This window comes from Streptomyces sp. NBC_00341, from assembly GCF_041435055.1.
In the GTDB taxonomy this organism is placed as follows: Bacteria; Actinomycetota; Actinomycetes; order Streptomycetales; family Streptomycetaceae; genus Streptomyces.
Genome location: NZ_CP108002.1, coordinates 6,627,193 through 6,647,808, shown reverse-complemented (window position 1 = coordinate 6,647,808; position 20,616 = coordinate 6,627,193). Strand labels below are relative to the sequence as shown.

The 20,616-nt window shown below is 72.5% G+C and carries 13 protein-coding genes; 6 read left to right on the top strand and 7 right to left on the bottom strand.

Going from position 1 to position 20,616, the window contains the following annotated elements; translation table 11 throughout:
• Positions 1-329 precede the first annotated feature (329 nt).
• The 6 genes from OG892_RS30005 (at position 330) to OG892_RS29980 (ending at position 9,337) form a co-directional block, all read left to right on the top strand.
• A complete protein-coding gene (locus tag OG892_RS30005; protein ID WP_371630739.1) occupies positions 330-3,068 on the top strand; it encodes an SCO5717 family growth-regulating ATPase in 2,739 nt (912 codons plus the stop codon).
• Between the two features lie 197 nt (positions 3,069-3,265).
• Positions 3,266-5,143, top strand: a complete 1,878-nt coding sequence (locus OG892_RS30000) for an ABC transporter substrate-binding protein (RefSeq protein WP_371630738.1) — start codon at positions 3,266-3,268, stop codon at positions 5,141-5,143.
• Between the two features lie 120 nt (positions 5,144-5,263).
• Entirely contained in the window at positions 5,264-6,346 is a 1,083-nt protein-coding gene (locus OG892_RS29995) for an ABC transporter permease (protein ID WP_073739176.1), read from the top strand.
• A complete protein-coding gene (locus OG892_RS29990) occupies positions 6,343-7,311 on the top strand; it encodes an ABC transporter permease (RefSeq protein ID WP_371630737.1) in 969 nt (322 codons plus the stop codon). The genes OG892_RS29995 and OG892_RS29990 overlap by 4 nt, the downstream gene beginning before the upstream one ends.
• The gene (locus OG892_RS29985) at positions 7,308-8,345 is read left to right on the top strand and encodes an ABC transporter ATP-binding protein (RefSeq protein WP_073739174.1); all 1,038 of its coding nucleotides are present in this window, start codon (positions 7,308-7,310) and stop codon (positions 8,343-8,345) included. Before OG892_RS29990 ends, OG892_RS29985 begins: the two co-directional genes overlap by 4 nt.
• The gene (locus OG892_RS29980; RefSeq protein WP_371630736.1) at positions 8,342-9,337 is read left to right on the top strand and encodes an ABC transporter ATP-binding protein; all 996 of its coding nucleotides are present in this window, start codon (positions 8,342-8,344) and stop codon (positions 9,335-9,337) included. The genes OG892_RS29985 and OG892_RS29980 overlap by 4 nt, the downstream gene beginning before the upstream one ends.
• Before the next feature lie 54 nt (positions 9,338-9,391).
• Here the strand turns inward: OG892_RS29980 and OG892_RS29975 are convergent, their stop codons facing one another.
• The 7 genes from OG892_RS29975 to infB form a co-directional block, all read right to left on the bottom strand.
• Positions 9,392-10,501, bottom strand: a complete 1,110-nt coding sequence (locus OG892_RS29975; RefSeq protein ID WP_328865233.1) for an XdhC family protein — start codon at positions 10,499-10,501, stop codon at positions 9,392-9,394.
• A 79-nt stretch (positions 10,502-10,580) separates the two neighbouring features.
• Positions 10,581-11,534, bottom strand: a complete 954-nt coding sequence (locus OG892_RS29970; protein WP_371630735.1) for a bifunctional riboflavin kinase/FAD synthetase — start codon at positions 11,532-11,534, stop codon at positions 10,581-10,583.
• A gap of 43 nt (positions 11,535-11,577) precedes the next feature.
• Positions 11,578-15,345: a trypsin-like peptidase domain-containing protein gene (locus OG892_RS29965; protein ID WP_371630734.1), complete on the bottom strand. Its 3,768-nt coding sequence runs from the start codon at positions 15,343-15,345 to the stop codon at positions 11,578-11,580.
• Positions 15,346-15,551: 206 nt separating this feature from the next.
• Positions 15,552-16,454 (bottom strand): tRNA pseudouridine(55) synthase TruB, encoded by a 903-nt coding sequence (gene truB, locus OG892_RS29960; protein ID WP_073739170.1) that lies wholly within the window; start codon positions 16,452-16,454, stop codon positions 15,552-15,554.
• Positions 16,451-16,903: a 30S ribosome-binding factor RbfA gene (gene rbfA, locus OG892_RS29955; protein WP_073739169.1), complete on the bottom strand. Its 453-nt coding sequence runs from the start codon at positions 16,901-16,903 to the stop codon at positions 16,451-16,453. The genes truB and rbfA overlap by 4 nt, the downstream gene beginning before the upstream one ends.
• Before the next feature lie 22 nt (positions 16,904-16,925).
• A complete protein-coding gene (locus OG892_RS29950; protein WP_073739168.1) occupies positions 16,926-17,222 on the bottom strand; it encodes a DUF503 domain-containing protein in 297 nt (98 codons plus the stop codon).
• A 137-nt stretch (positions 17,223-17,359) separates the two neighbouring features.
• A complete protein-coding gene (infB, locus tag OG892_RS29945; RefSeq protein WP_371630733.1) occupies positions 17,360-20,497 on the bottom strand; it encodes a translation initiation factor IF-2 in 3,138 nt (1,045 codons plus the stop codon).
• Between the last annotated feature and the right edge of the window lie 119 nt (positions 20,498-20,616).

Here is a 20,616-nt window from a genome sequence, read left to right as displayed (position 1 = left end):
GTGGGCACGTTCAGGTGGACGTGCCCACTGTCGTGTGCGAAATGTTCAGGTTTCCCTGCGTAGATGTGCCCGTTTGATCACATCTCCCTTCACTCTCCGCCGTACTCAGTTCACTTGGGGGCAGTACGTGACGTAGGGGACAGTGCCCGCGGTGCCGTACGGCCTGCCGTACCGGGCCCGATGACGATTAGGGTGGGTCCGGACGCGGCAGAGGAACCTGCGGGCAGGCAACGCGCGTTACAGGGGGAGAGCCGGGCGGTTCGCACTGTGGGAACGGTCGCCCCCACCCACCACGGCACAGAGGGTGCTCGACCACACCAGGAGGCAAAGTGAACGGCGATCGGGACGAGATGCGCGGGAGCTGGGACAGGCCCGTCGACGAGTCGACCGACGCGGAGCCCGCCGAGACGACGGGTGAGTTCACCATCGACTACACCCCGCCCGCCTGGTACACGCAGAATACGCCGGGCGACTCCTCGGGCGGCGCAGGAACACACCTGGCTCCGCCCCCGCCCAACGGCGCACCGGTGTCCGCACCCGGACTGCCCGCCGGCGGCGGTTTCGAACCCGGCTGGGCTCCGGCCCCGCCCGTCCCGGCTCAGCCCACTCCGGCCCCGCCCGCCCCGCCCGCACCGGTGCAGCCGGCTCCCCCGGCGCAGCCGACGGGTGCCGCGGACGTCGGCGGTGCGGCCGATCCATCCGGGAACGGCGATGTGGAGAGCGGCTCGACCGTGCGGTTCTCCTCCGCCGCGCTGAGGCGGGAGATCGCGGAGCGCGAGACGCCCGCCGGTTCGCCGGGCGGGGGCGCGGCCGCGGCTGACGCCGGTACGGACGCGGACGCGCGTGACGCGGGCAGGGCCCCGGACGCCGGACAGGACGGGACCACCGGGGAGAGCGGCGAGCCCGACGCGGCAGCGCCGTCCGACACCGCGACAACCGAGCCCGACGAGCCCTCGGCCGACGCGACGGACGGCGCGGGCGCCGACAGCACGCCGCAGGCCGACGCCCCGCAGAACGCCGACGCCCCGCCCTCCCCCGACGCCCCGCAGAACGCCCCCGCCCCCTGGTCACCGGCACCGCCGCAGGGCGGGCTGCCGCCGCTGCCGCCCTCGTTCCAGCCGGCCGCCCCGCAGCCCGCCGCGCCCCAGCCCGCGCCGCAGTGGCCGGGACAGCCCCCGGCGAACGAGGCACCGGGCGGCTACGGGTTTCCGCAGAACCAGGCAGCCCAGGCACCCCAGGCAGCCCAGGCGCCCCAGAACCCGCAGCAGCCCGCGCTTCCTCAGCAGCCCCAGCCCGGAGCGCCCGCGCAGCAGGCGGGCTACGGCTTCCCTCAGCAGCCTCCGGCACCGCAGCAGCCGCAGCAGCCGCACCAGCCGCACCAGCCGCAGCCCGGAGCCCCGCTCCCGCCGCATGCGCAGCAGCCCTTCCCTTATGCACCGCAGGCTCCCCAGCCGCCGCAGGCAGCGCAGTGGCCCGTTCAGCAGCAGAGCGGCGGTGGGGCCCCGCTGCCGCCGCCCGGAGCCCAGCCGCAGCAGCAGGGCGGCTACGGCTTCCCCCAGGGCAACCCGAACAACCCGAACCTGCCCGCCCAGATCACCCCGCCCCAGCCCCAGCAGGGTCAGCCGGGTCAGCCGGGTCAGCAGCTTCCGCCGCAGGGGGCGCCCGTCGACCCGCGCACCGGAGCCGCCTGGCCCACCCCCGTCACCCACGACCAGCGGGAGCGTTCGGTACCGGGCGCGCCGCTGGGGTACACGGCCGCGGTGGAGCTCTCGTCCGACCGGCTGGTCCGGGGCAAGCAGAAGACGAAGAGCAGCCGCGGGCCGTCCGCGGCCTCCCGCTTCAAGATCGGCGGCAAGAAGGAGGAGATCGAGCGGCAGCGCAAGCTCGAACTGATCCGCACCCCGGTCCTCTCCTGCTACCGGATCGCGGTGATCAGCCTCAAGGGCGGCGTCGGCAAGACCACGACGACCACCGCGCTCGGCTCCACCCTGGCCACCGAACGGCAGGACAAGATCCTCGCCATCGACGCCAACCCGGACGCCGGAACGCTGGGCCGCCGGGTCCGGCGCGAGACCGGGGCGACCATCCGCGACCTGGTCCACGCGATCCCGCACCTCCACTCGTACATGGACATCCGGCGGTTCACCTCGCAGGCGTCCTCCGGTCTCGAGATCATCGCCAACGACGTGGACCCGGCCGTCTCGACGACGTTCAACGACGAGGACTACCGGCGCGCGATCGAGGTGCTGGGCAAGCAGTACCCGATCATCCTCACCGACTCCGGCACCGGTCTCCTCTACAGCGCGATGCGCGGTGTGCTGGACCTGGCCGACCAGCTGATCATCATCTCCACGCCGTCGGTCGACGGTGCGTCAAGTGCCTCCACCACGCTGGACTGGCTGTCGGCGCACGGCTATGCCGATCTCGTGCAGCGGTCGCTCACGGTGATCTCCGGTGTCCGGGAGACCGGCAAGATGATCAAGGTCGACGACATCGTGCAGCACTTCGAGACGCGCTGCCGAGGCGTGGTCGTCGTACCGTTCGACGAGCACCTGTCGGCCGGCGCCGAGGTGGACCTCGACATGATGCGCCCGAAGACGCGGGAGGCGTACTTCAACCTCTCCGCCCTCGTCGCGGAGGACTTCGCGCGCGCCCAGCAGCAGCAAGGGCTGTGGACGGCCAACGGCGGCAACCAACCGCCGCAGTACGCGCCGCCGATGCCCGGCCAGCAGCAGGTGCCGGGCCAGCAGCCCTACCCGCCCCAGCAGCCGGGCCAGCCGTATCCGCCCCAGCAGCAACCCTACGGCGGTCAGCAGCCGTACGGCGGACAGCAGCCCTACCCGCAGCAGCAGGCTCCCGGTGGCGGACAGGGCTGGCAGCAGCAGCCCCCGCAGGCCCAGCCGCCCGCCGCAGATCCGAGCGGTCAGCCGCAGCAACAGCAGTACGGCGGACAGGCCGTTCAGCCCGGTCAGCCCGGTCAGCCGGGACAGCCCGCCCATCCCGGACTGCAGGGCCCCGTGCCGCCCGCGGGATGGCAGCAGCAGCCGCCGCCAGCGCCTCAGCAGTAAGGCGTCAGAGGTCTAAACCAATGAGGGTCCGCATCGTCTCCACGATGCGGGCCCTCTGCGCATTCCCGCAGCCCACACGCCGTTTCGATGACCGTTGACGCGGCTCGACCACCGCTGATAAACCTTCGCTTCACCAGCTGGCGATCCACAGATCAACCCGCCTTCTCCGTGCGAGTCATGACGCGAGGTCCCTGACCATGGTCGAAAGAGTCCCACCACACGCCGCCCAGCCACGCTCACGTCTGCGTGTCCTCCTGGCCTCCGGTGCCGCCGCCCTCGGGCTCGCCGCCGCGTCCGTCGTGCCGGGGGTCCCGCTCGGGGCCGCCTCGCCCCAGCAGGCGCAGGCCGCCGACAGCGGCAGGACGACACTGACCGTCGCGGTCGCGCAGAGCGTCGACTCACTGAGTCCGTTCCTCGCCCAGAAGCTGATGAGCACCAGCCTCACCCGGCTCATGTACGACTTCCTGACGAACTATGACGCCAAGGACAACCACGCGATCCCGGGCCTGGCCACCAAGTGGGAGCCGTCCGCGGACAAGCTGACGTGGACCTACACCATTCGGTCCAACTCCAAGTGGTCCGATGGTCAGCAGGCCACCGCGGAGGACGCGGCCTGGACCTTCAACAAGATCATGACCGACGAGGCCGCCGGCCAGGCCAACGGCAGCTTCGTCACCAACTTCAAGAAGGTGACGGCGCCGAGCCCCACGAAGCTGGTCATCGAGCTGAAGGAACCGCAGGCCACCATGGCCGCACTCGATGTCCCGATCGTACCCAAGCACCTCTGGGACAAGGTCGGGGACTTCTCGAAGTTCAACAACGACACGAAGTTCCCGATCGTGGGCAACGGGCCGTTCATCCTGACCGACTACAAGGTCGACCAGTATGTGAAGCTCAAGGCCAACAAGGACTTCTGGCGCGGCTCGCCCAAGTTCGACGAGGTCGTCTTCAAGACCTACAAGGACCAGGACGCCGCGGTCGCCGCACTCCGCAAGGGCGAGGTCTCCTTCGTCGCCGGTTCGCCCGCGCTGACGCCCGCCCAGGCCAACTCGCTCAAGGGCGAGAAGAACATCAAGGTGAACGAGGGTCCGGGCCGCCGGTTCTTCGCGCTGGCCACCAACCCCGGCGCGCAGACCAAGGACGGCAAGAAGTTCGGCAACGGCAACAAGGCGCTGCTCGACCTGAAGGTCCGCCAGGCGCTCTTCCTGTCCATCGACCGCGACACCCTCATCGACAAGGTCTTCCAGGGCCACGCCGTCAACGGCGCGGGCTACATCCCGCCGCGCTTCCCGGCGTACAAGTGGGAACCGTCGGCGGACCAGAAGCTGGGCTACGACCCGGCCAAGGCGGCCAAGCTCCTGGACCAGGCGGGCTACAAGCTCAAGGGCGACCAGCGCGTCGGCAAGGACGGCAAGCCGCTCGACCTGCGCATCCTCTGCCACGCCACGGACCCGAACGACAAGGCGATCGGCAAGTACCTCAAGGAGTGGTGGGGCAAGCTCGGCATCGGTCTCAAGGTCGACTGCCTCGACGACGTCTCCGTGCCCTGGTACGCCGGTGAGTACGACCTCGCCTTCGACGGCTGGTCCGTCAACCCCGACCCCGACTTCGTCCTCGGCATCCACACCTGCGCAGCCCTGCCGGTCAAGGCCAAGGAGAGCGCGACCACGGACGACTTCATCTGCGACAAGACGTACGACGAGCTGTACAAGAAGCAGCTCGCCGAGTACGACCCGGCCAAGCGGGCGGACATCGTCAAGCAGATGCAGTCCTGGCTCTACGACTCCGGGTACATGAACGTCATCGCGTACCCGAACGCGGTCGAGGCCTACCGCACCGACCAGATCAAGTCGATCACGACCATGCCCGAGGCGGCCGGCAACATCTACGGCCAGGACGGTTACTGGAGCTGGTGGTCGGCCGTACCGGCGGGCAGCGGCGACGGCACGGACAGCGACAGCGGATCGAGTTCCACCGGGGTCGTCATCGGCATCGTGGTCGTCGTCGTGGTCCTCGCGGGTGGCGGATTCCTCCTCATGAGGCGGCGTCGCACCACCGCGGACGACCGCGAGTAGTTCCATGGACCGCGGGTGTTTTCCGCGGACCGGATGAGAGGGAGCGGCGGCGGGGCCCGATCCACAGCGGCCCCGCCGGCCGGTCCCTCTAAGTGCAGCACGAGTAACGAGAGTTCCCTCATGACAGCTGACAGCACTCCGGCGCTCGTGAAACAGGCGGATGCGGATACCGAAGGGCCGGCTCCGGCCGGTCCGGCGGCCGCCCGCGGCCCACGGGCGCGCAACACCAAGGCCTATCTCAGGTACGTGGCCGCCAAGATCCTCGGCGCGGCCGTCTCGCTGTTCGCCGTTCTGGTCACCAGCTTCTTCCTCTTCCGGCTCATCCCCAGCGACCCGGTGAAGCAGATGACCGGCGGCCGCCCGATCTCGGCGGAGCAGCTCCAGTCGCTCCGCCATCAGTTCGGCCTCGACCAGCCGATGTGGAGGCAGTTCACCAGCTACGTGGGCGACGCGCTCACCGGTGACCTCGGCACCTCGTACCAGTTCCACGCCCCGGTGATGGACAAGATCGTCGAGGCGCTTCCGGCGACGCTGCTGCTCACCGGTACGGCGTACGTCCTCTACAGCGCGCTCGGCATCTGGCTGGGCACCCGTACCGCCTGGCGCAACGGCTCCACGAGCGACCGGTTCAACACCGCGCTGGCGCTCACGCTCTACTCGGTGCCGTCGTTCTGGCTCGGGCTGCTCCTGATCATCGTCTTCTCGGTGGGCATCGGACCGATCCCGGGCATGTTCCCGACCGGCGGTCTGGAGTCGGGCAACGAGACCGGCTTCGCCTACGTCCTCGACGTGGCGCACCACATGGTGCTCCCGGTGATCACCCTGGTCGCGGTCGGCTACGCGCAGACGCTGCTGGTGATGCGCTCCTCGCTGCTCGACGAGATGGGCAGCGACTACCTGACGACGGCCCGCGCGAAGGGGCTGCGCGACGACGCGGTACGCCGCAAGCACGCCGTGCCCAACGCGATGCTGCCGACCTTCACGCTGATGTTCGTCAACCTGGGACATGTGGTCGCCGGACAGATCCTGGTCGAGACGGTGTTCTCCTGGCCAGGTCTCGGCGGCCTCTTCTACCAGGGGCTCAGCGTCCCTGACCTGCCACTCGTCCAAGGGCTGTTCTTCGTCTTCGCCACCGCGGTGATCCTGGCGAACACCCTGGCCGATGTGCTGTATCCGCTGCTCGATCCCCGGGTGGGCCGATGACGACCGAATCCATGCCGGCCTCCACCCCCGAGGCCGAGAAGCCCACGCCCGAAGGTTCCGGCACCGGGGCGGCCAAGAGCCCGCGCGCGCTGGCACGGGCCCGCAAGCGCCGCTCCATGGCCCGCTTCTGGCGCGAGTACCGCAGGCACCCGGGCGGGCTGTGGGGGCTGGCCGGGCTGATCCTGATCGGGCTGATCGCCCTGTTCGCGCCGGTCCTGGCCGGCGCCGACTCGCAGAGCGTCACCTCCGCACCCGGCGGGGCGCTGGAGTCCCCGAGCGGTGAGTTCCCGCTCGGCACCGACCAGTTCGGACGCAGTGTGCTCGCCCTGCTGGTGTGGGGTGCGCGCGTCTCGCTGACGGTGGGGCTGCTCGCCGCCTTCCTCTGCGTCGCCATCGGCACGGTCGTCGGTATCCTCGCGGGCCACTTCCGCGGCTGGTACTCGACGGTCCTGATGCGGGTCACCGACTGGTTCCTGGTGATGCCGACCCTGGTCCTGGCGATCGCGCTCGCCACCGTGATGGACCGCTCGCTGTGGACGGTCATCATCGCGATCGGTGTCACCACCTGGCCGACGACGGCCCGTCTGGTGCGGGCGCAGACGCTCGCCGTGGAGTCCCGCCCCTACATCGAGCGGGCCCGCGCGCTGGGCGGCGGACACGGCCACATCATGACCCGGCACGTCCTGCCGAACGTGATGCCGCTGGTGCTCGCCCAGACCACGCTGGTGATCTCCAGCGCGATCCTGACCGAGGCCACCCTGGCCTTCCTCGGCCTCGGGGACCCGACCATCACCTCCTGGGGCGGCATGCTCCAGGACGCCCGCGAGGCCGGCGCGGTCAGCGCGGGCGACTGGTGGTACCTGGCACCGCCGGGAATCGCCATCGCCCTGGTGGCACTCGCGTTCACGCTGTGCGGCCGCGCCATCGAGACCGTCCTCAATCCCAAGCTGGGGGTGGCCCGTTGAGCACGACGAGCATCCGTAAGACGCCGCTTCTCCAGGTCCGCGATCTGACGGTGACGTACGCCGGCGGGGCCCAGGCGGTCCGCGGAGTGGATCTGGAGGTGGACGCGGGCCAGAAGCTCGGCATCGCCGGGGAGTCGGGCTGCGGGAAGTCGACGCTGGCCCTCGCGCTGCTGCGGCTGCTGCCCGCGGGCACCAAGGTCACCGGCGAGATCCTGCTGAACGGCGAGGACGTCCTCACCATGAAGTGGGGCCAGGTCCGGGCCGTGCGCTGGGCCGGCGCCTCGATCGTCTTCCAGGGCGCGATGCACTCGCTCAACGCGGTGCACCGCATCGGCGACCAGATCGCCGAGCCGATCGTGCTGCACAGCAAGGCGTCCCAGGCAGCCGCCCGCAAGCGGGCCGGTGAGCTGCTGGAGCAGGTGGGTCTTCCCGCCGCCCGGGTGGACGCCTATCCGCACGAGCTGTCCGGCGGGCAGCGGCAGCGCGTGATGATCGCGATGGCGCTCGCCTGCGACCCCGGGCTGATCATCGCCGACGAGCCGACGACGGCCCTCGACGTGATGATCCAGGCCCAGATCCTGCGCCTGATCGAACAGCTGGTCTCCGAGCAGGACCTCGGGCTGATCATGATCAGCCATGACCTGGCGGTGCTCTCGGACACCTGCGACCGGCTCGCGGTGATGTACGCGGGACGGGTCGTCGAACAGGGGCCCGCCTCCGAGGTCTACGAGAACGCGACCCATCCGTACAGCAAGGCCCTGTCGGGCGCCTTCCCGCGCATCGGGGACCCGGCCTCCCGGTTCGCTCCCCGGGGGCTGCCGGGCGATCCGCCCGACCCGTCGGCGCTGCCGGCCGGCTGCACGTTCCACCCGCGCTGCCCGGTGGCCCTGGACTCCTGCGCCACGCAGGACCAGGAGCTGCGGGACGCCGGGCCGGGACGGCGGGCCGCCTGCGTGCTGGTGGGTCCGCAGGGGGCCGCCGCCCCGGTCCTGCCGGGGCTGCCGGGCGCTGAGGAAGCAAGGAGCACCACATGACCACCACCACGGACCTGCTCAGCGCCCAGTCGCTGCACGTCACCTTCCCCGGCCGACACGGCGCGGAGCCCGCGCGGGCCGTCGACGGCGTCGACCTGGACATCAGGCCGGGCGAGATCGTCGCCCTGGTCGGCGAGTCCGGGTGCGGCAAGACGACGCTGGCCCGTTCACTGCTGGGCCTGGTCCCGCCGGTCTCCGGGCAGATCACCTTCGGCGGCAAGCCGCTCGGCTACGGGAGCCGGGCCCTCAAGGCGTACCGCAAGCGGGTCCAGCTGGTGCTCCAGGACCCGAGCGGCTCGCTGAACCCGCGCCACACGGTGTACGACGCGGTGGCCGAGGGGCTGCGGATCCACCGCTACGGCGGTGACGAGCGGGAGGCGGTCACCAGCGCCCTCTCCCGGGCGGGGCTGCGGCCCCCGGAACGGTTCTTCCTGCGCTACCCGCACGAGCTCTCCGGCGGCCAGCGCCAGCGCGTCGTGATCGCGGGCGCCCTGGTCCTGGAACCGGAGCTCATCGTGGCCGACGAGCCGGTGGCCTCGCTGGACGCCTCGGTGCGCGGCGAGATCCTGGCGCTGCTGCTGCGGCTGCGGGACGAGCTGGGCCTGTCCGCGCTGGTGGTCACGCACGACCTCGGCCTGGCGTGGAACATCGCGGACCGGGTGGCGGTGATGTACCTCGGCCGGATCGTGGAGACCGGTGACGTCGAGCAGATCCTGACGGCGCCCCGGCATCCGTACACCCAGGCGCTGCTGTCGGTGCTGCCGGAGGCGGCGGGCGATCCGGTGGTACTGACCGGTGAGCCGCCGGACCCGTCGAAGATCCCGTCCGGCTGCCGCTTCCATGTGCGCTGCCAGGTGCTGGCCTCGGGCGAGGCGGAGCGTGCGGGGGTCGCGGACGCGTGCCGTACGAAGGATCTCCCGGTCCTGGCGGGGGGCGGCGAGACGCAGGTGGCGTGCCACTGGGCGAACGCGGCGGCGAAGGCTCCGGCCTAGAACGCGTCGATGCGGTGGCGGGCGGGTCCGGCATTCCCGGTCCGCCCGCCACCGCTACCCGCGCTGCTCGTGGTGGATCGTGCCCGTCAGTTCGCCGAGCGGCCGCCCCGTGCCGCCCCAGCGGTGCTGGATGATCTCCGCGGCGATCGAGACCGCCGTCTCCTCCGGCGTACGGGCGCCGAGGTCGAGGCCCACGGGTGAGGCGAGCCGGACCAGGTCCGATTCGGCCACCCCCTCCTCGCGCAGCCGGGCGATCCGGTCCAGATGGGTACGCCGGCTCCCCATCACACCGATGTACGCGGCAGGCGTTCGCAACGCCGCGACCAGCAGCGGGACATCGAACTTCGGATCGTGCGTCAGGACGCAGACGACCGTGCGCCCGTCGATCTCCGTGTCCGAGAGGTAGGTGTGCGGCCAGGCGCAGACGACCTCGTCGGCGGTGGGGAACCGCTCACGGGTCGCGAACGCCGGACGGGCGTCGCACACGGTGACCCGGTACCCGAGGAACGAGCCGATGCGCGCGGTCGCGGCCGCGTGGTCGATGGCGCCGAAGACGAGCATCCGGGGCGGTGGCGCGTACGTCTGGACGAAGACGGAGACGTCCTGCATCCGGCGCTCCCCACGCTCCCCGTACCACTGCAGGCCGGTGGCCCCCTGGGCGAGCAGGCCCCGGGCGTCGTCGGTGACGGCCGCGTCGAGCCCCTCGTTGCCGAGCGAGCCGTGTGCGCCGCCGGGCCGGACCACCAGCCGGGCCCCGGCCGCGGCCGAGCCAGGCAAGGCGGTGGCCACGGCGACGGGTTCGCCGGCCGCGATCGAGTCCGTGACCCCCCGCAGCCACGCGCGGTCGGCCGTGGAGGCGAACGGCGCGACCAGGACGTCGATCGTGCCGCCGCAGGTCAGCCCGACACCGAACGCCTCGTCGTCGCTGATCCCGTACGACTGGAGCTGCGGGGTACCGGAGGCGAGCACCTCGCCGGCCAGCTCGTACACCGCGCCCTCGACACAGCCGCCGGAGACGCTTCCCGCCACCGCTCCGTCGGCGGTCACAGCCATCACGGCGCCCGGGGACCGCGGGGCGCTGCCCCGGACGGAGACGACCGTGGCCAGGGCGAACGGTGTGCCGGCCTCGTGCCAGGCGCGCAGCTCGGGGAGCAGTTCACGCACGGCGCCCACCTCCTTCGGACCGGTCCACCCTAGACGAAGCCCCGGTGCGGGAAGCCGGGCGCGGCGACCGCGCCGGTTCTCAGCCCCGGTCGTACGCGGAGATCAGCTCGGTGCACCGCTTCACATCGGCGGCCATCGCCACGAGCAGCTCGTCGACCGACTCGAACTTCAGCATCCCCCGTACGTAGGCGAGGAAGTCCACGGCGACGTGCAGCCCGTACAGATCGAGGCCGACGCGGTCGATCGCGTATGCCTCCACCGTCCGCTCCGTGGCGTCGAACTGCGGGTTCGTGCCGACGGAGATCGCGGCGGGCATCGCCTCGCCGTTCACGTTCAGCCAGCCCGCGTACACCCCGTCGGCGGGGATCGCCGTGTGCGGCAGGGTCTCCACGTTCGCGGTGGGGAAGCCGAGCTCGCGGCCGCGCTGGGCGCCCCGGACGACGATGCCCTCGACGCGGTGCGGGCGGCCCAGGATCTCGCGGGCGCCGGCCATGTCCCCCTCGGCGACCAGGCGGCGGGTGAGGGTGGACGAGAACGGTTCGCCGCCGCCCGCCTCGCCGCGCACCCGCAGGTCGATGACCTCGACCCGGTAGTCGTACGTACCGCCGAACTCGGTGAGCAGCTGGACGTTCCCCGCGGCCTTGTGGCCGAAGCGGAAGTTGGGGCCCTCGATGACCAGCCGCGCGTGGAGCTTGTCGACGAGCACCTTCACGATGAAGTCGGCAGGGGCGAGCTTCGAGAACTCGGTGGTGAACGGGAGAATCAGCAGGGCGTCCACGCCGAGCTCCGCCATCAGTTCGGCGCGCCGGTGGTGCGGGGCGAGCAGCGGCGGGTGGCTGCCGGGCCGGACGACCTCGCTGGGGTGCGGGTCGAACGTCACGACGACCGACGGCACGCCCAGCTCGCGGGCCCGCTCGACGGCACGGCCGATGATGAGCTGGTGTCCGCGGTGCACCCCGTCGTAGGAGCCGATGGTGACGACGCTGCGTCCCCAGTCCTGGGGGATGTCCTCCAAGCCACGCCAGCGCTGCACTCTGACCGCTCCTCGCCCGAACCTGTGTACGTGGGTATGTCTCTTACGCAGGTCTAAGACTGCCATGCTCACGCTCTGCGGCCTGCATCGGCATGGGCATCGGGGCCCCGAGAGACTCCACGGTCCGCCGCGCGCCGGGACCGATGACCGCCGCCCACTCCTGCGGGGCGTCCGCCAGCCACCCGAGGATCAGGCCCGCGAATCCGGGCACGTCACGGGCCAGTTCGCATAGCCGCCGGTCGAACCGTGCGGCGCCCTCCGGGGTCCGGACGAGCAGCATCCCGGTGCGGTGGACCAGGGCCCTGGTACGGGCCCGGCCGCGCCCGGCACTGCCCGCCGCGGCGGCCCGCAGCAGGGCTTCGAGCACGATCGGGTCCTGGCGCGCACCGCCCTGCTCGAAGTCCAGCAGCACTTCCAGCAGCTCGTCCCGCAGGGGCTGCGAGGCCGGGCTGCCGGACGAGGCCAGCACCGCGGCGAGCGAACCGCGCACCGGCGCGGCGGCCGGCCGGTCCCTGAGCAGCCCGGTCAGCAGCGGGAGCAGCAGGGCGCGGGCCGCGGGCCCGTGTTCCAGCCTGCGGTCGAGGTACGCCGCGGTGTGCACGGTGTCCTCCGGGTGGCTGTCGACGTACGCCCGGACGAGCCCGGCGGCGTGCAGGGCGAGCGCGGGGGCGTCGATCCCGGCGAGGGCGCGCAGCACCTCGCCCGCGCCGTCCCCGGACCGCAGGAGGCGCTCGCGGTACGCGGTCAGCACCTGCTCGGGGTGGGTGGGCAGGGCGACGGCGAGCGAGGCCGGGGAGAGCCGGGGGCCGCCCGCGACGAAGGTGCGCAGCGCCTGCGGCAGATAGCGGTCCCTGGTCTGCGGATCGGCCACCAGCCGGGTCAGCGCCGGCCCGTGCAGATCGGTGTCGCCGGGGCGGGCCAGCAGGGCGAGGGCGGAGCGGCGCAGCAGGTCCCGGTCGGCGTCGCGGGTGAGGTGGGGTGCGACGACCGCTCCGTAGCAGGCGGCCGCGATCCGCCGGGCGCGGCGGTCGTCGTCGCGGGACCAGCGCTCGACGGCCCGGCAGAGCGCGGAGGGTTCGTCCTCGGCCAGCGCCGCGAGCAGTTCGTCGGCGCGGGGGTGATCGGTCGAGACGAGCACGTCGGCCAGATCGTCCACGGCGAGGTCGCGGCGGGCGTGGAGGAGGGCCTGGGCGGCTGCCGCGACGGTGGGGCGCGCCGCCGCTTCCCGGTCGGCCGCCAGGGGCTGTTCGTCCGTGAACCAGGCGCACAGGAGCGGCTGGATCGTGCGCGGATGGGCGGCGAGCCGCCGTGCCACCGCGTCCAGGAAGCGCTCGCCGGTCTGGTCCTCGTCACGCGGCGGTCCGTCGGCGGGGACGAGCCGTCGGAACAGGTCCATCCGGTCCGCCTCGGGCAGCCGCAGCCGCCGCCAGAACCACGGCCCGAACTCCGCGTACACCCCCTGCGCACCGGCCCCGCCCGCCTCGGCGGAGCTGCGGACGACGCGCCCGGTGAGCAGCCGGAGCACCCCGAGGTGCGGTCGGGCGTCGGGCACCCGCAGCAGCGTCTCCGAGAGCAGGTGCGCGGCCCACCAGCGGGCGTCGGGGGGCGGGCAGCCTCCGGCGGCGGGCGGTACGGCGGGATCGTCGCCCTCCGGGCCGGTCCCGTCCTCCCGTGCGTCGGCGGCGGCCGGGGCGTTCCGCGAGGGGCGCGGTGCGCCGGTCCTCACCGCTGCCCCGTCCCGTCCCGTCGGCAGCCGGTCCAGCGCCTCGATCAGGTCGGCCAGCCGGTGGGCCAGCGCGGCGGGGCCCTGGCGGCGGCCGAGCAGCAGCAGCGCCTGGATCACCGGGCCGATCCGGTGGCGCGGCACCGGGAGGGTGCGGGGCTCCGCGTCCTCGGCTCCCCCGGCGGGGGCGGCCGGGGCCGCGGGGGCGGTGCCGGGGCGGTCGGCCGCGTCCGGGCGGCGGGGGTGCGGAACCCGCCCGCCGCTCTCCCCCGCCGCGGCGCCGGAAGCGTGCCAGCGGTGCACCAGCGACCGCAGCGCCGCGTCCAGGTCCAGGTGCGCGCCCTGGACCCAGTCCCCCAGCTCCTCGTGCGCGAACCGGTAGCCCGCTCCCGCCGGGACCAGCAGGCCCTCGGTGAGCACGGCGGACGCCCAGCCCGTGCGCCACGGGAAGACGTGCTCGAACGCGGCCCGGTCCAGCTCCCCCTGCCCCGGTCCGAGGCAGCGCCGGGCCGCCTCGTGGACCTGCCCCGCCACCTGCGCCGCCAGCCGCCGTACCGCGGTGCCGCTCGGGGCGGGCCGCCACTGGGCGGCGATCCGGACCGCGATGCGCAGGCACATCAGGTCCAGGTGTGCGCCGAAGACCTCCTCCGTGCCGGGCCGCCCCGGCGTGTCCGGCGGCAGTGCCTCGCGCACCTCCGCCAGCAGCCGCAGGGTGAGCGGGTGCCGGTCGTGGCCGGCGGCGAGCGCGTCGGGCGGGAGCCCGTACCGCTGCCGGGCCAGCTCGGCCTGGCCCACGGTGAGGTCGTCGATGCGCAGGGCGGACGGCAGCCGTCTGGCGGGCCTGGCGGGGCGGTGCAGCGCGTCGGGCGGACAGAGCTCACCGGCGGTCTCCCAGTGCTCGGGGCGGCAGGCGACGACGAGCCGCGCCCCGTTCTCCCGGAGCCAGTCGACGGTGCCCGCGGTCCACCGGGCCAGCCGGTGTGCCAGGACGGGCGGCATCTCCTCCGGGCCGTCCAGCAGGACGAGCAGCGGGCTGCCCGCGTCGGCCGCCAGCCGGGCCACCCGCTCGGGGGTGGCGGCCGCCATGTCCCCGAGGGCTCCGGCGGCGGTGACGATGCGTCCGGCCTGCCCGAGCGTGCGGACGATCGCGTCGGCCACGGAGGTGTCGTCGGGCAGCAGGTCGGCGCCGCGCAGCCAGAGCGTGAGGGCCGGCACCTGGCCGCGGGCCCGCCGGGCGGCCAGCGCGGCCAGTTCGGTGGTGCGGCCGGTGCCCGGCTCCCCGACGAGGCCGAGGACGACCGCGCCCCGCCCGTCGGGCTTCGCCGGGCCGGCGGCGGCGAACGCGCTGAACTCCTTGATCGCCTCGGGCCGTTCCACCGGATCGGGCCGGCCGCCGTGTCCGCCCGCGGAGCCGACGGACATGGCGGTCAGCTGGAGCGCTCCGGCCAGGTTCAGATCGCGGCCGTAGCCGGGGACGCTCATGGCGTTGCGCCGCAGCAGCTCGCCCAGCGGCCCCCCTTCGCCCGCCCCGGCCAGTGGCACCGCACATCCGGCGGCGGCGTGTCCGGCCCGCAGCGCGGTGCCGAGAACCGCGATGACCGCGCCGGTGTCCGGGTCGAGGACCGGCCCGCCCACGGCGGCGCCGCCGAGCCGGAGCGCGTCGCTGCCGTCCGTACCGAGGGCGAGTTCGAGGGCCCGGTCGATCCGGTGGGCGGGCCCGCCCGCCGTGTACGTCACCGGGACCGGTCCCAGGACGCGGGCCTCGCGCCAGCCGTGCGCGGCGATCGTCACATAGCTGCCGGCCTCGATCTGCTCCCGCTCCACGATCGGCAGCGGCGGCGCGCCCAGCGCGTCCGGTCCGCCGGTGGGCAGGAGCGCGAGATCCAGCTCGGGCAGGGTGGTGATGTCCTCGGCCTCGACGCGGCAGCTGCGTCCGTCCGCGCCGTGCAGGACGAGGTGGCCGGCCCCGTCGACCGCCTCGTGACTGGTCACGACCGTGCCCCGGTCGTCCGCGACGAACCCGGTCCCCCTCGTCCTGCCGGCCGGATCGCACAGTCGTACCAGCGTCGCCCGGTCCCCGCATCCCATGATCCGACGGTAGGTCCACCGTGATCGACAAGAGGCCATCGGAGTAAAAGCGCCCCCGTTCGCACCCCTGATTCACTCCGAGCGCCTGCCCAATGGGGTGAATCAGGGGCGTTCGGCGGACAGGAGGCGACGGGGGCCTGGAGCAGCCGTTACGGCCTGGTGCGCGACAGCGGGCGGATCAGCTCGTCAGCCGAAGCCAGCCCAAGTCAGCCGAAGACGGCGAGGCTCTTGGCCTTGCCCTTCTGCTCCTCGACGAGGACCAGGAACCGCCCGTCGGGTCCGAAGACGGCGACCGGCCCCGGCGGGTGGGCGGGCATGTCCAGCCGCATCCCGTTCAGCAGCAGCTTGGCCCGCTTCTCGTCGACGTCCCAGCGCGGGAACGCGGAGGCGGCGGCCTCGGCCACCGGCATCACGACCAGCTCCTCCTGGTGCTGGTCCAGCGTCCTCGCCCCGTCGAGGCCGTACGGCCCGACGCGGGTGCGCCGCAGCGCGGTGAGATGGCCGCCCACACCGAGCCCGGCGCCGAGGTCGCGGGCGATGGCGCGGATGTACGTACCGGAGGAGCAGACCACCGAGACGACCAGGTCGACCACCGGGGTGCCGTCCTCCGCGACGGCCTCGCGGACGTCGTAGACGTTGAACGACGAGATGGTCACCGGCCGGGCCGGGATCTCGAACTCCTCGCCGCCGCGCACCCGCGCGTAGGACCGCTTGCCGTCGATCTTGATGGCGCTGACCTTGGACGGCACCTGCATGATGGCGCCGGTCAGCGCCGCGACCCCGGCGTCGATCCCCTCGCGCGTCACTCCGGAGGCGTCGGTGGACGAGGTGATCTCGCCCTCCGCGTCGTCCGTGACGGTGTCCTGGCCGAGCCGGATCGTACCGAGGTACTCCTTCTCGGTCAGCGCGAGATGGCCGAGCAGCTTGGTGGCCTTCTCGACGCCGAGCACGAGCACGCCCGTCGCCATCGGGTCCAGCGTGCCGGCGTGGCCGACGCGGCGGGTCCTGGCGATGCCGCGCATCTTGGCGACGACGTCATGCGAAGTGAAGCCGGACGGCTTGTCGACAATGACAAGTCCGTCCGGCGTCTTGTTGTTCTGCGCTGTCATTCGGAGGCGGTGTCCTCGTCGGTCTCGTCCTCCGGCTTGCGGTACGGGTCGGCCTCGCCCGCGTACGTGGCGCCGGAAGACGCCTCCCGCACCTTGGCGTCCGAGGCCCGCGCCCGGTCGAGGAGGTCCTCGATCGCCTTGGCGTTCTCGGGGAGCGCGTCCGCCATGAAGGCGAGCGTGGGGGTGAACTTCGTCCCCGCCGCAGCACCGACCGCCGAACGCAGGATGCCCTTCGCGCTCTCCAGACCGGCTGCCGCGCTCGCCCGGTCCTCGTCGTCGCCGTAGACCGTGTAGAAGACCGTGGCCTCCCGCAGGTCGCCGGTGACGCGGGTGTCCGTGATGGTCACGTGCGTACCCAGGCGGGGGTCCTTGATTCCGCGCTGCAGTTTCTCGGCGACCACCTCCTGGATGAGGTCCGCCAGCTTCTTAGCCCGCGCGTTGTCGGCCACTGGTCCGTCTCCTTCGCCTTGCTCAATCGTCTTCGTCGCTGTGCAGCCGCCGCCGTACGGACAGCAGCTCCACTTCCGGCCGGCCGGCGATCAGCCGCTCGCACCGGTCCAGCACGTCCGTGAGGTGTCCGGTGTCCCCGGAGACCACGGCGAGGCCGATCTCGGCCCTGCGATGGAGGTCCTGGCCGCCCGTCTCCGCCACGCTCACCGCGTACTTGCGCTGGAGCTCGGCAACGATCGGACGGACCACGGAGCGCTTCTCCTTCAGCGACCGTACGTCGCCGAGAAGCAGATCGAAGGACAGTGTCCCCACATACATGTATGTCCGGATGTCCCGCCGGTTCGGGTTCGCGCCCCGCCGGTGTTTGGCAGGGACACAAGAACCGTACACGGAACGGCCGGGGCCGATCGACGGAAATACGACCCGTCGACCGGCCCCGACTGTTGAGGTACGGGTCAGCCTCGCGGCTTCTCGCGCATCTCGTACGTCGCGATGACGTCGTCGATCTTGATGTCGTTGAAGTTTCCGAGGTTGATACCGCCCTCGAAGCCTTCGCGGATCTCGGTGACGTCGTCCTTGAAGCGGCGCAGCCCGGAGATGTTGAGGCTCTCCGCGATGACCTTGCCGTCGCGAAGCAGGCGCGCCTTGGTGTTGCGCTTGACCTCGCCGGACCGGACCAGCACACCGGCGATGTTGCCCAGCTTGGACGAGCGGAAGATCTCGCGGATCTCCGCCGTACCGAGCTCGACCTCTTCGTACTCCGGCTTGAGCATGCCCTTGAGGGCCGCTTCGATCTCTTCGATCGCCTGGTAGATGACCGAGTAGTAACGGACGTCCACACCCTCGCGGTCGGCCATCTGCTCGGCACGCCCTGCGGCGCGCACGTTGAAGCCGATCACGATGGCGTCGGAGCCGGTCGCCAGGTTGATGTCCGACTCGGTGACCGCACCCACACCGCGGTGCAGGATCCGGATGTCGACCTCTTCACCGACGTCGAGCTGGAGCAGCGAGGACTCGAGAGCCTCCACCGAACCGGACGCGTCGCCCTTGATGATGAGGTTGAGCTCCTGGACCAGACCGGCCTTGAGCGCCTCGTCCAGGTTCTCCAGGGAGAACCGGACACCCTTGCGGGCGAAGTTGGCGTTGCGCTCACGAGCGGCACGCTTCTCGGCGATCTGACGGGCCGTACGGTCCTCGTCGACCACCAGGAGGTTGTCGCCGGCACCCGGGACGTTGGTGAGACCCAGGACCAGGACGGGGGTCGAGGGACCCGCTTCCTGGACGTTCTGACCGTTGTCGTCGAGCATCGCCCGGACACGGCCGTACGCGTCGCCGACCACCACGGTGTCGCCGATGCGCAGCGTTCCGCGCTGGACCAGGACGGTCGAGACGGCACCTCGGCCTCGGTCGAGGTGGGACTCGATCGCAATACCCTGCGCGTCCTGCTCCGGGTTGGCCCGCAGGTCGAGCGAGGCGTCGGCGGTGAGGACGACGGCTTCCAGAAGAGCCTCGATGTTGAGGCCCTGCTTGGCGGAGATGTCGACGAACATCGTGTCGCCGCCGTACTCCTCGGCCACCAGACCGAACTCGGTGAGCTGACCGCGCACCTTGACCGGGTCGGCACCCTCGACGTCGATCTTGTTGACCGCGACCACGATCGGCACGTCGGCCGCCTTGGCGTGGTTCAGCGCCTCGATCGTCTGGGGCATCACACCGTCGTTCGCCGCCACCACGAGGATCGCGATGTCGGTGGACTTCGCACCACGAGCACGCATGGCGGTGAACGCCTCGTGACCCGGGGTGTCGATGAAGGTGATCCTGCGGTCCTCGCCGTTGACCTCGGCGCCGACCTGGTAGGCACCGATGTGCTGCGTGATGCCGCCGGCCTCGCCCGCGACGACGTTCGTCTTGCGGATCGCGTCCAGCAGTCGGGTCTTACCGTGGTCGACGTGACCCATGACGGTCACGACCGGCGGACGGGAGACCAGGGCCTCTTCGCCGCCCTCGTCCTCGCCGAACTCGATGTCGAAGGACTCGAGCAGCTCGCGGTCCTCCTCCTCGGGGCTGACGATCTCCAGGACGAAGTTCATCTCGTCCGCGAGCATCTTCAGCGTCTCGTCCGGGACGGACTGCGTGGCAGTGACCATCTCGCCGAGGTTCATCATCACGCCGACGAGCGACGCCGGGTTCGCGTTGATCTTCTCCGCGAAGTCCGTCAGCGAGGCACCGCGAGACAGCCGGACAGCCTGCCCGTTGCCGCGGGGCAGCATGACGCCGCCCACCGACGGAGCCTGCATCGACTCGTACTCCTGGCGCCTCTGCCGCTTCGACTTGCGGCCACGACGCGCGGGACCACCGGGTCGGCCGAAGGCGCCCTGTGTGCCACCACGGGCACCGGGACCACCGGGACGACCACCGAAGCCGGGACGACCGCCGAAGCCGCCGCCACCACCGGGACGGCCTGCGCCGCCACCGCCACCGGGACGACCGGCGAAACCGCCGCCACCGCCACCGGGACCGGCCGGACGGCCTGCGAAGCCGCCGCCACCACCGGGACGACCTGCGCCGCCACCGCCACCGGGACGACCGCCGCCGCCACCGGGACCACGGCCACCGCCGGGGCCACCACCGGGACGCGGGCCGGCAGCGGGACGCTGCGGCATCATGCCCGGGTTGGGACGGTTACCGCCGGCGCCGGGGGCGCCGCCGGGACGAGGAGCCTGCGGGCGCGGCATGCCGCCCGGAGACGGACGTGCGCCGCCCTGGCCCTGGGGCCTCGGGGCGCCGCCGGGGCCGCCCTGCGGACGCGGGGCGCCGGGGCGCTCCGAGCCGCCACCGGGACGCGGGGCGCCGCCGGGACGGGGCGACTGCGGACGGGCCATGCCCGTCGAGCCACCGGAGGTGAACGGGTTGTTGCCCGGACGGGGACCCGCCGGACGTGCGCCACCGGGGCGCGGGGCGCCCTGGCCTGCGGGACGCGCCGGACGGTCGCCGCCACGGGCACCGTCGCGCTCGCCGCCGCGGCCGCCGTCACGCTGACCACCCTCGCGGCCACCGTCACGCTGACCGGCGGCCGGAGCCGGACGGGCAGGGCGGGGACCCGGGGTGGCACCCGCGGGACGCGGGGCCTGCTGCTGCTGCGGTGCGGCCGGCTGCGCCGGGGCCGGGGCCGAGAACTCGGCCGCGGGCACCGGGGTGACCGGGGCGGGCTTCGCGGGTGCGGGCTTGGGACCCGGACGCGGGCCCGCCGACGGCGCGGAGGCCGCAGCGGGGGTACTGCTCGGGGCCTCGGCGGCGGCCGGCTTGGCAGCCGGTACGCCGGGCTTCGGGGCAGCGGGACGTGCCGCAGCGGCCGGGGAGGGCGCTGCGGGCTTCGAGGGGGCGGCCTTGCGGGGCGCGCCAGGCTTTGCAGCGGACTTGCCGGCGTTGCCACCGGGCCCCTGCAGTGCGTCAGTCAACTTGCGTACAACCGGCGCCTCGATCGTCGAGGACGCCGAACGTACGAACTCACCGAGTTCCTGGAGCTTGGCCATGACGACCTTGCTCTCAACCCCGAACTCCTTGGCGAGTTCGTATACCCGGACCTTAGCCACTTCGCTCCTTTTAGGTCCGGGTTACCGCCGGACCGTCGCTACTTCATGGGCGTACTCATCGCGTACTCATCGAGTGCTCATCGCAATCTCGACCTACTTCCAACTCGCGAGGTACCTGA

Excerpts from the sequence above, each read along its gene's own strand:
- OG892_RS30000 (WP_371630738.1), top strand. The coding sequence starts at position 3,266 with ATGGTCGAAAGAGTCCCACCACACGCCGCCCAGCCACGCTCACGTCTG.
- OG892_RS29995 (WP_073739176.1), top strand. The coding sequence starts at position 5,264 with ATGACAGCTGACAGCACTCCGGCGCTCGTGAAACAGGCGGATGCGGAT.
- OG892_RS29990 (WP_371630737.1), top strand. The coding sequence starts at position 6,343 with ATGACGACCGAATCCATGCCGGCCTCCACCCCCGAGGCCGAGAAGCCC.
- OG892_RS29980 (WP_371630736.1), top strand. The coding sequence starts at position 8,342 with ATGACCACCACCACGGACCTGCTCAGCGCCCAGTCGCTGCACGTCACC.
- OG892_RS29965 (WP_371630734.1), bottom strand. The coding sequence starts at position 15,345 with ATGGGATGCGGGGACCGGGCGACGCTGGTACGACTGTGCGATCCGGCC.
- truB (WP_073739170.1), bottom strand. The coding sequence starts at position 16,454 with ATGACAGCGCAGAACAACAAGACGCCGGACGGACTTGTCATTGTCGAC.
- OG892_RS29950 (WP_073739168.1), bottom strand. The coding sequence starts at position 17,222 with ATGTATGTGGGGACACTGTCCTTCGATCTGCTTCTCGGCGACGTACGG.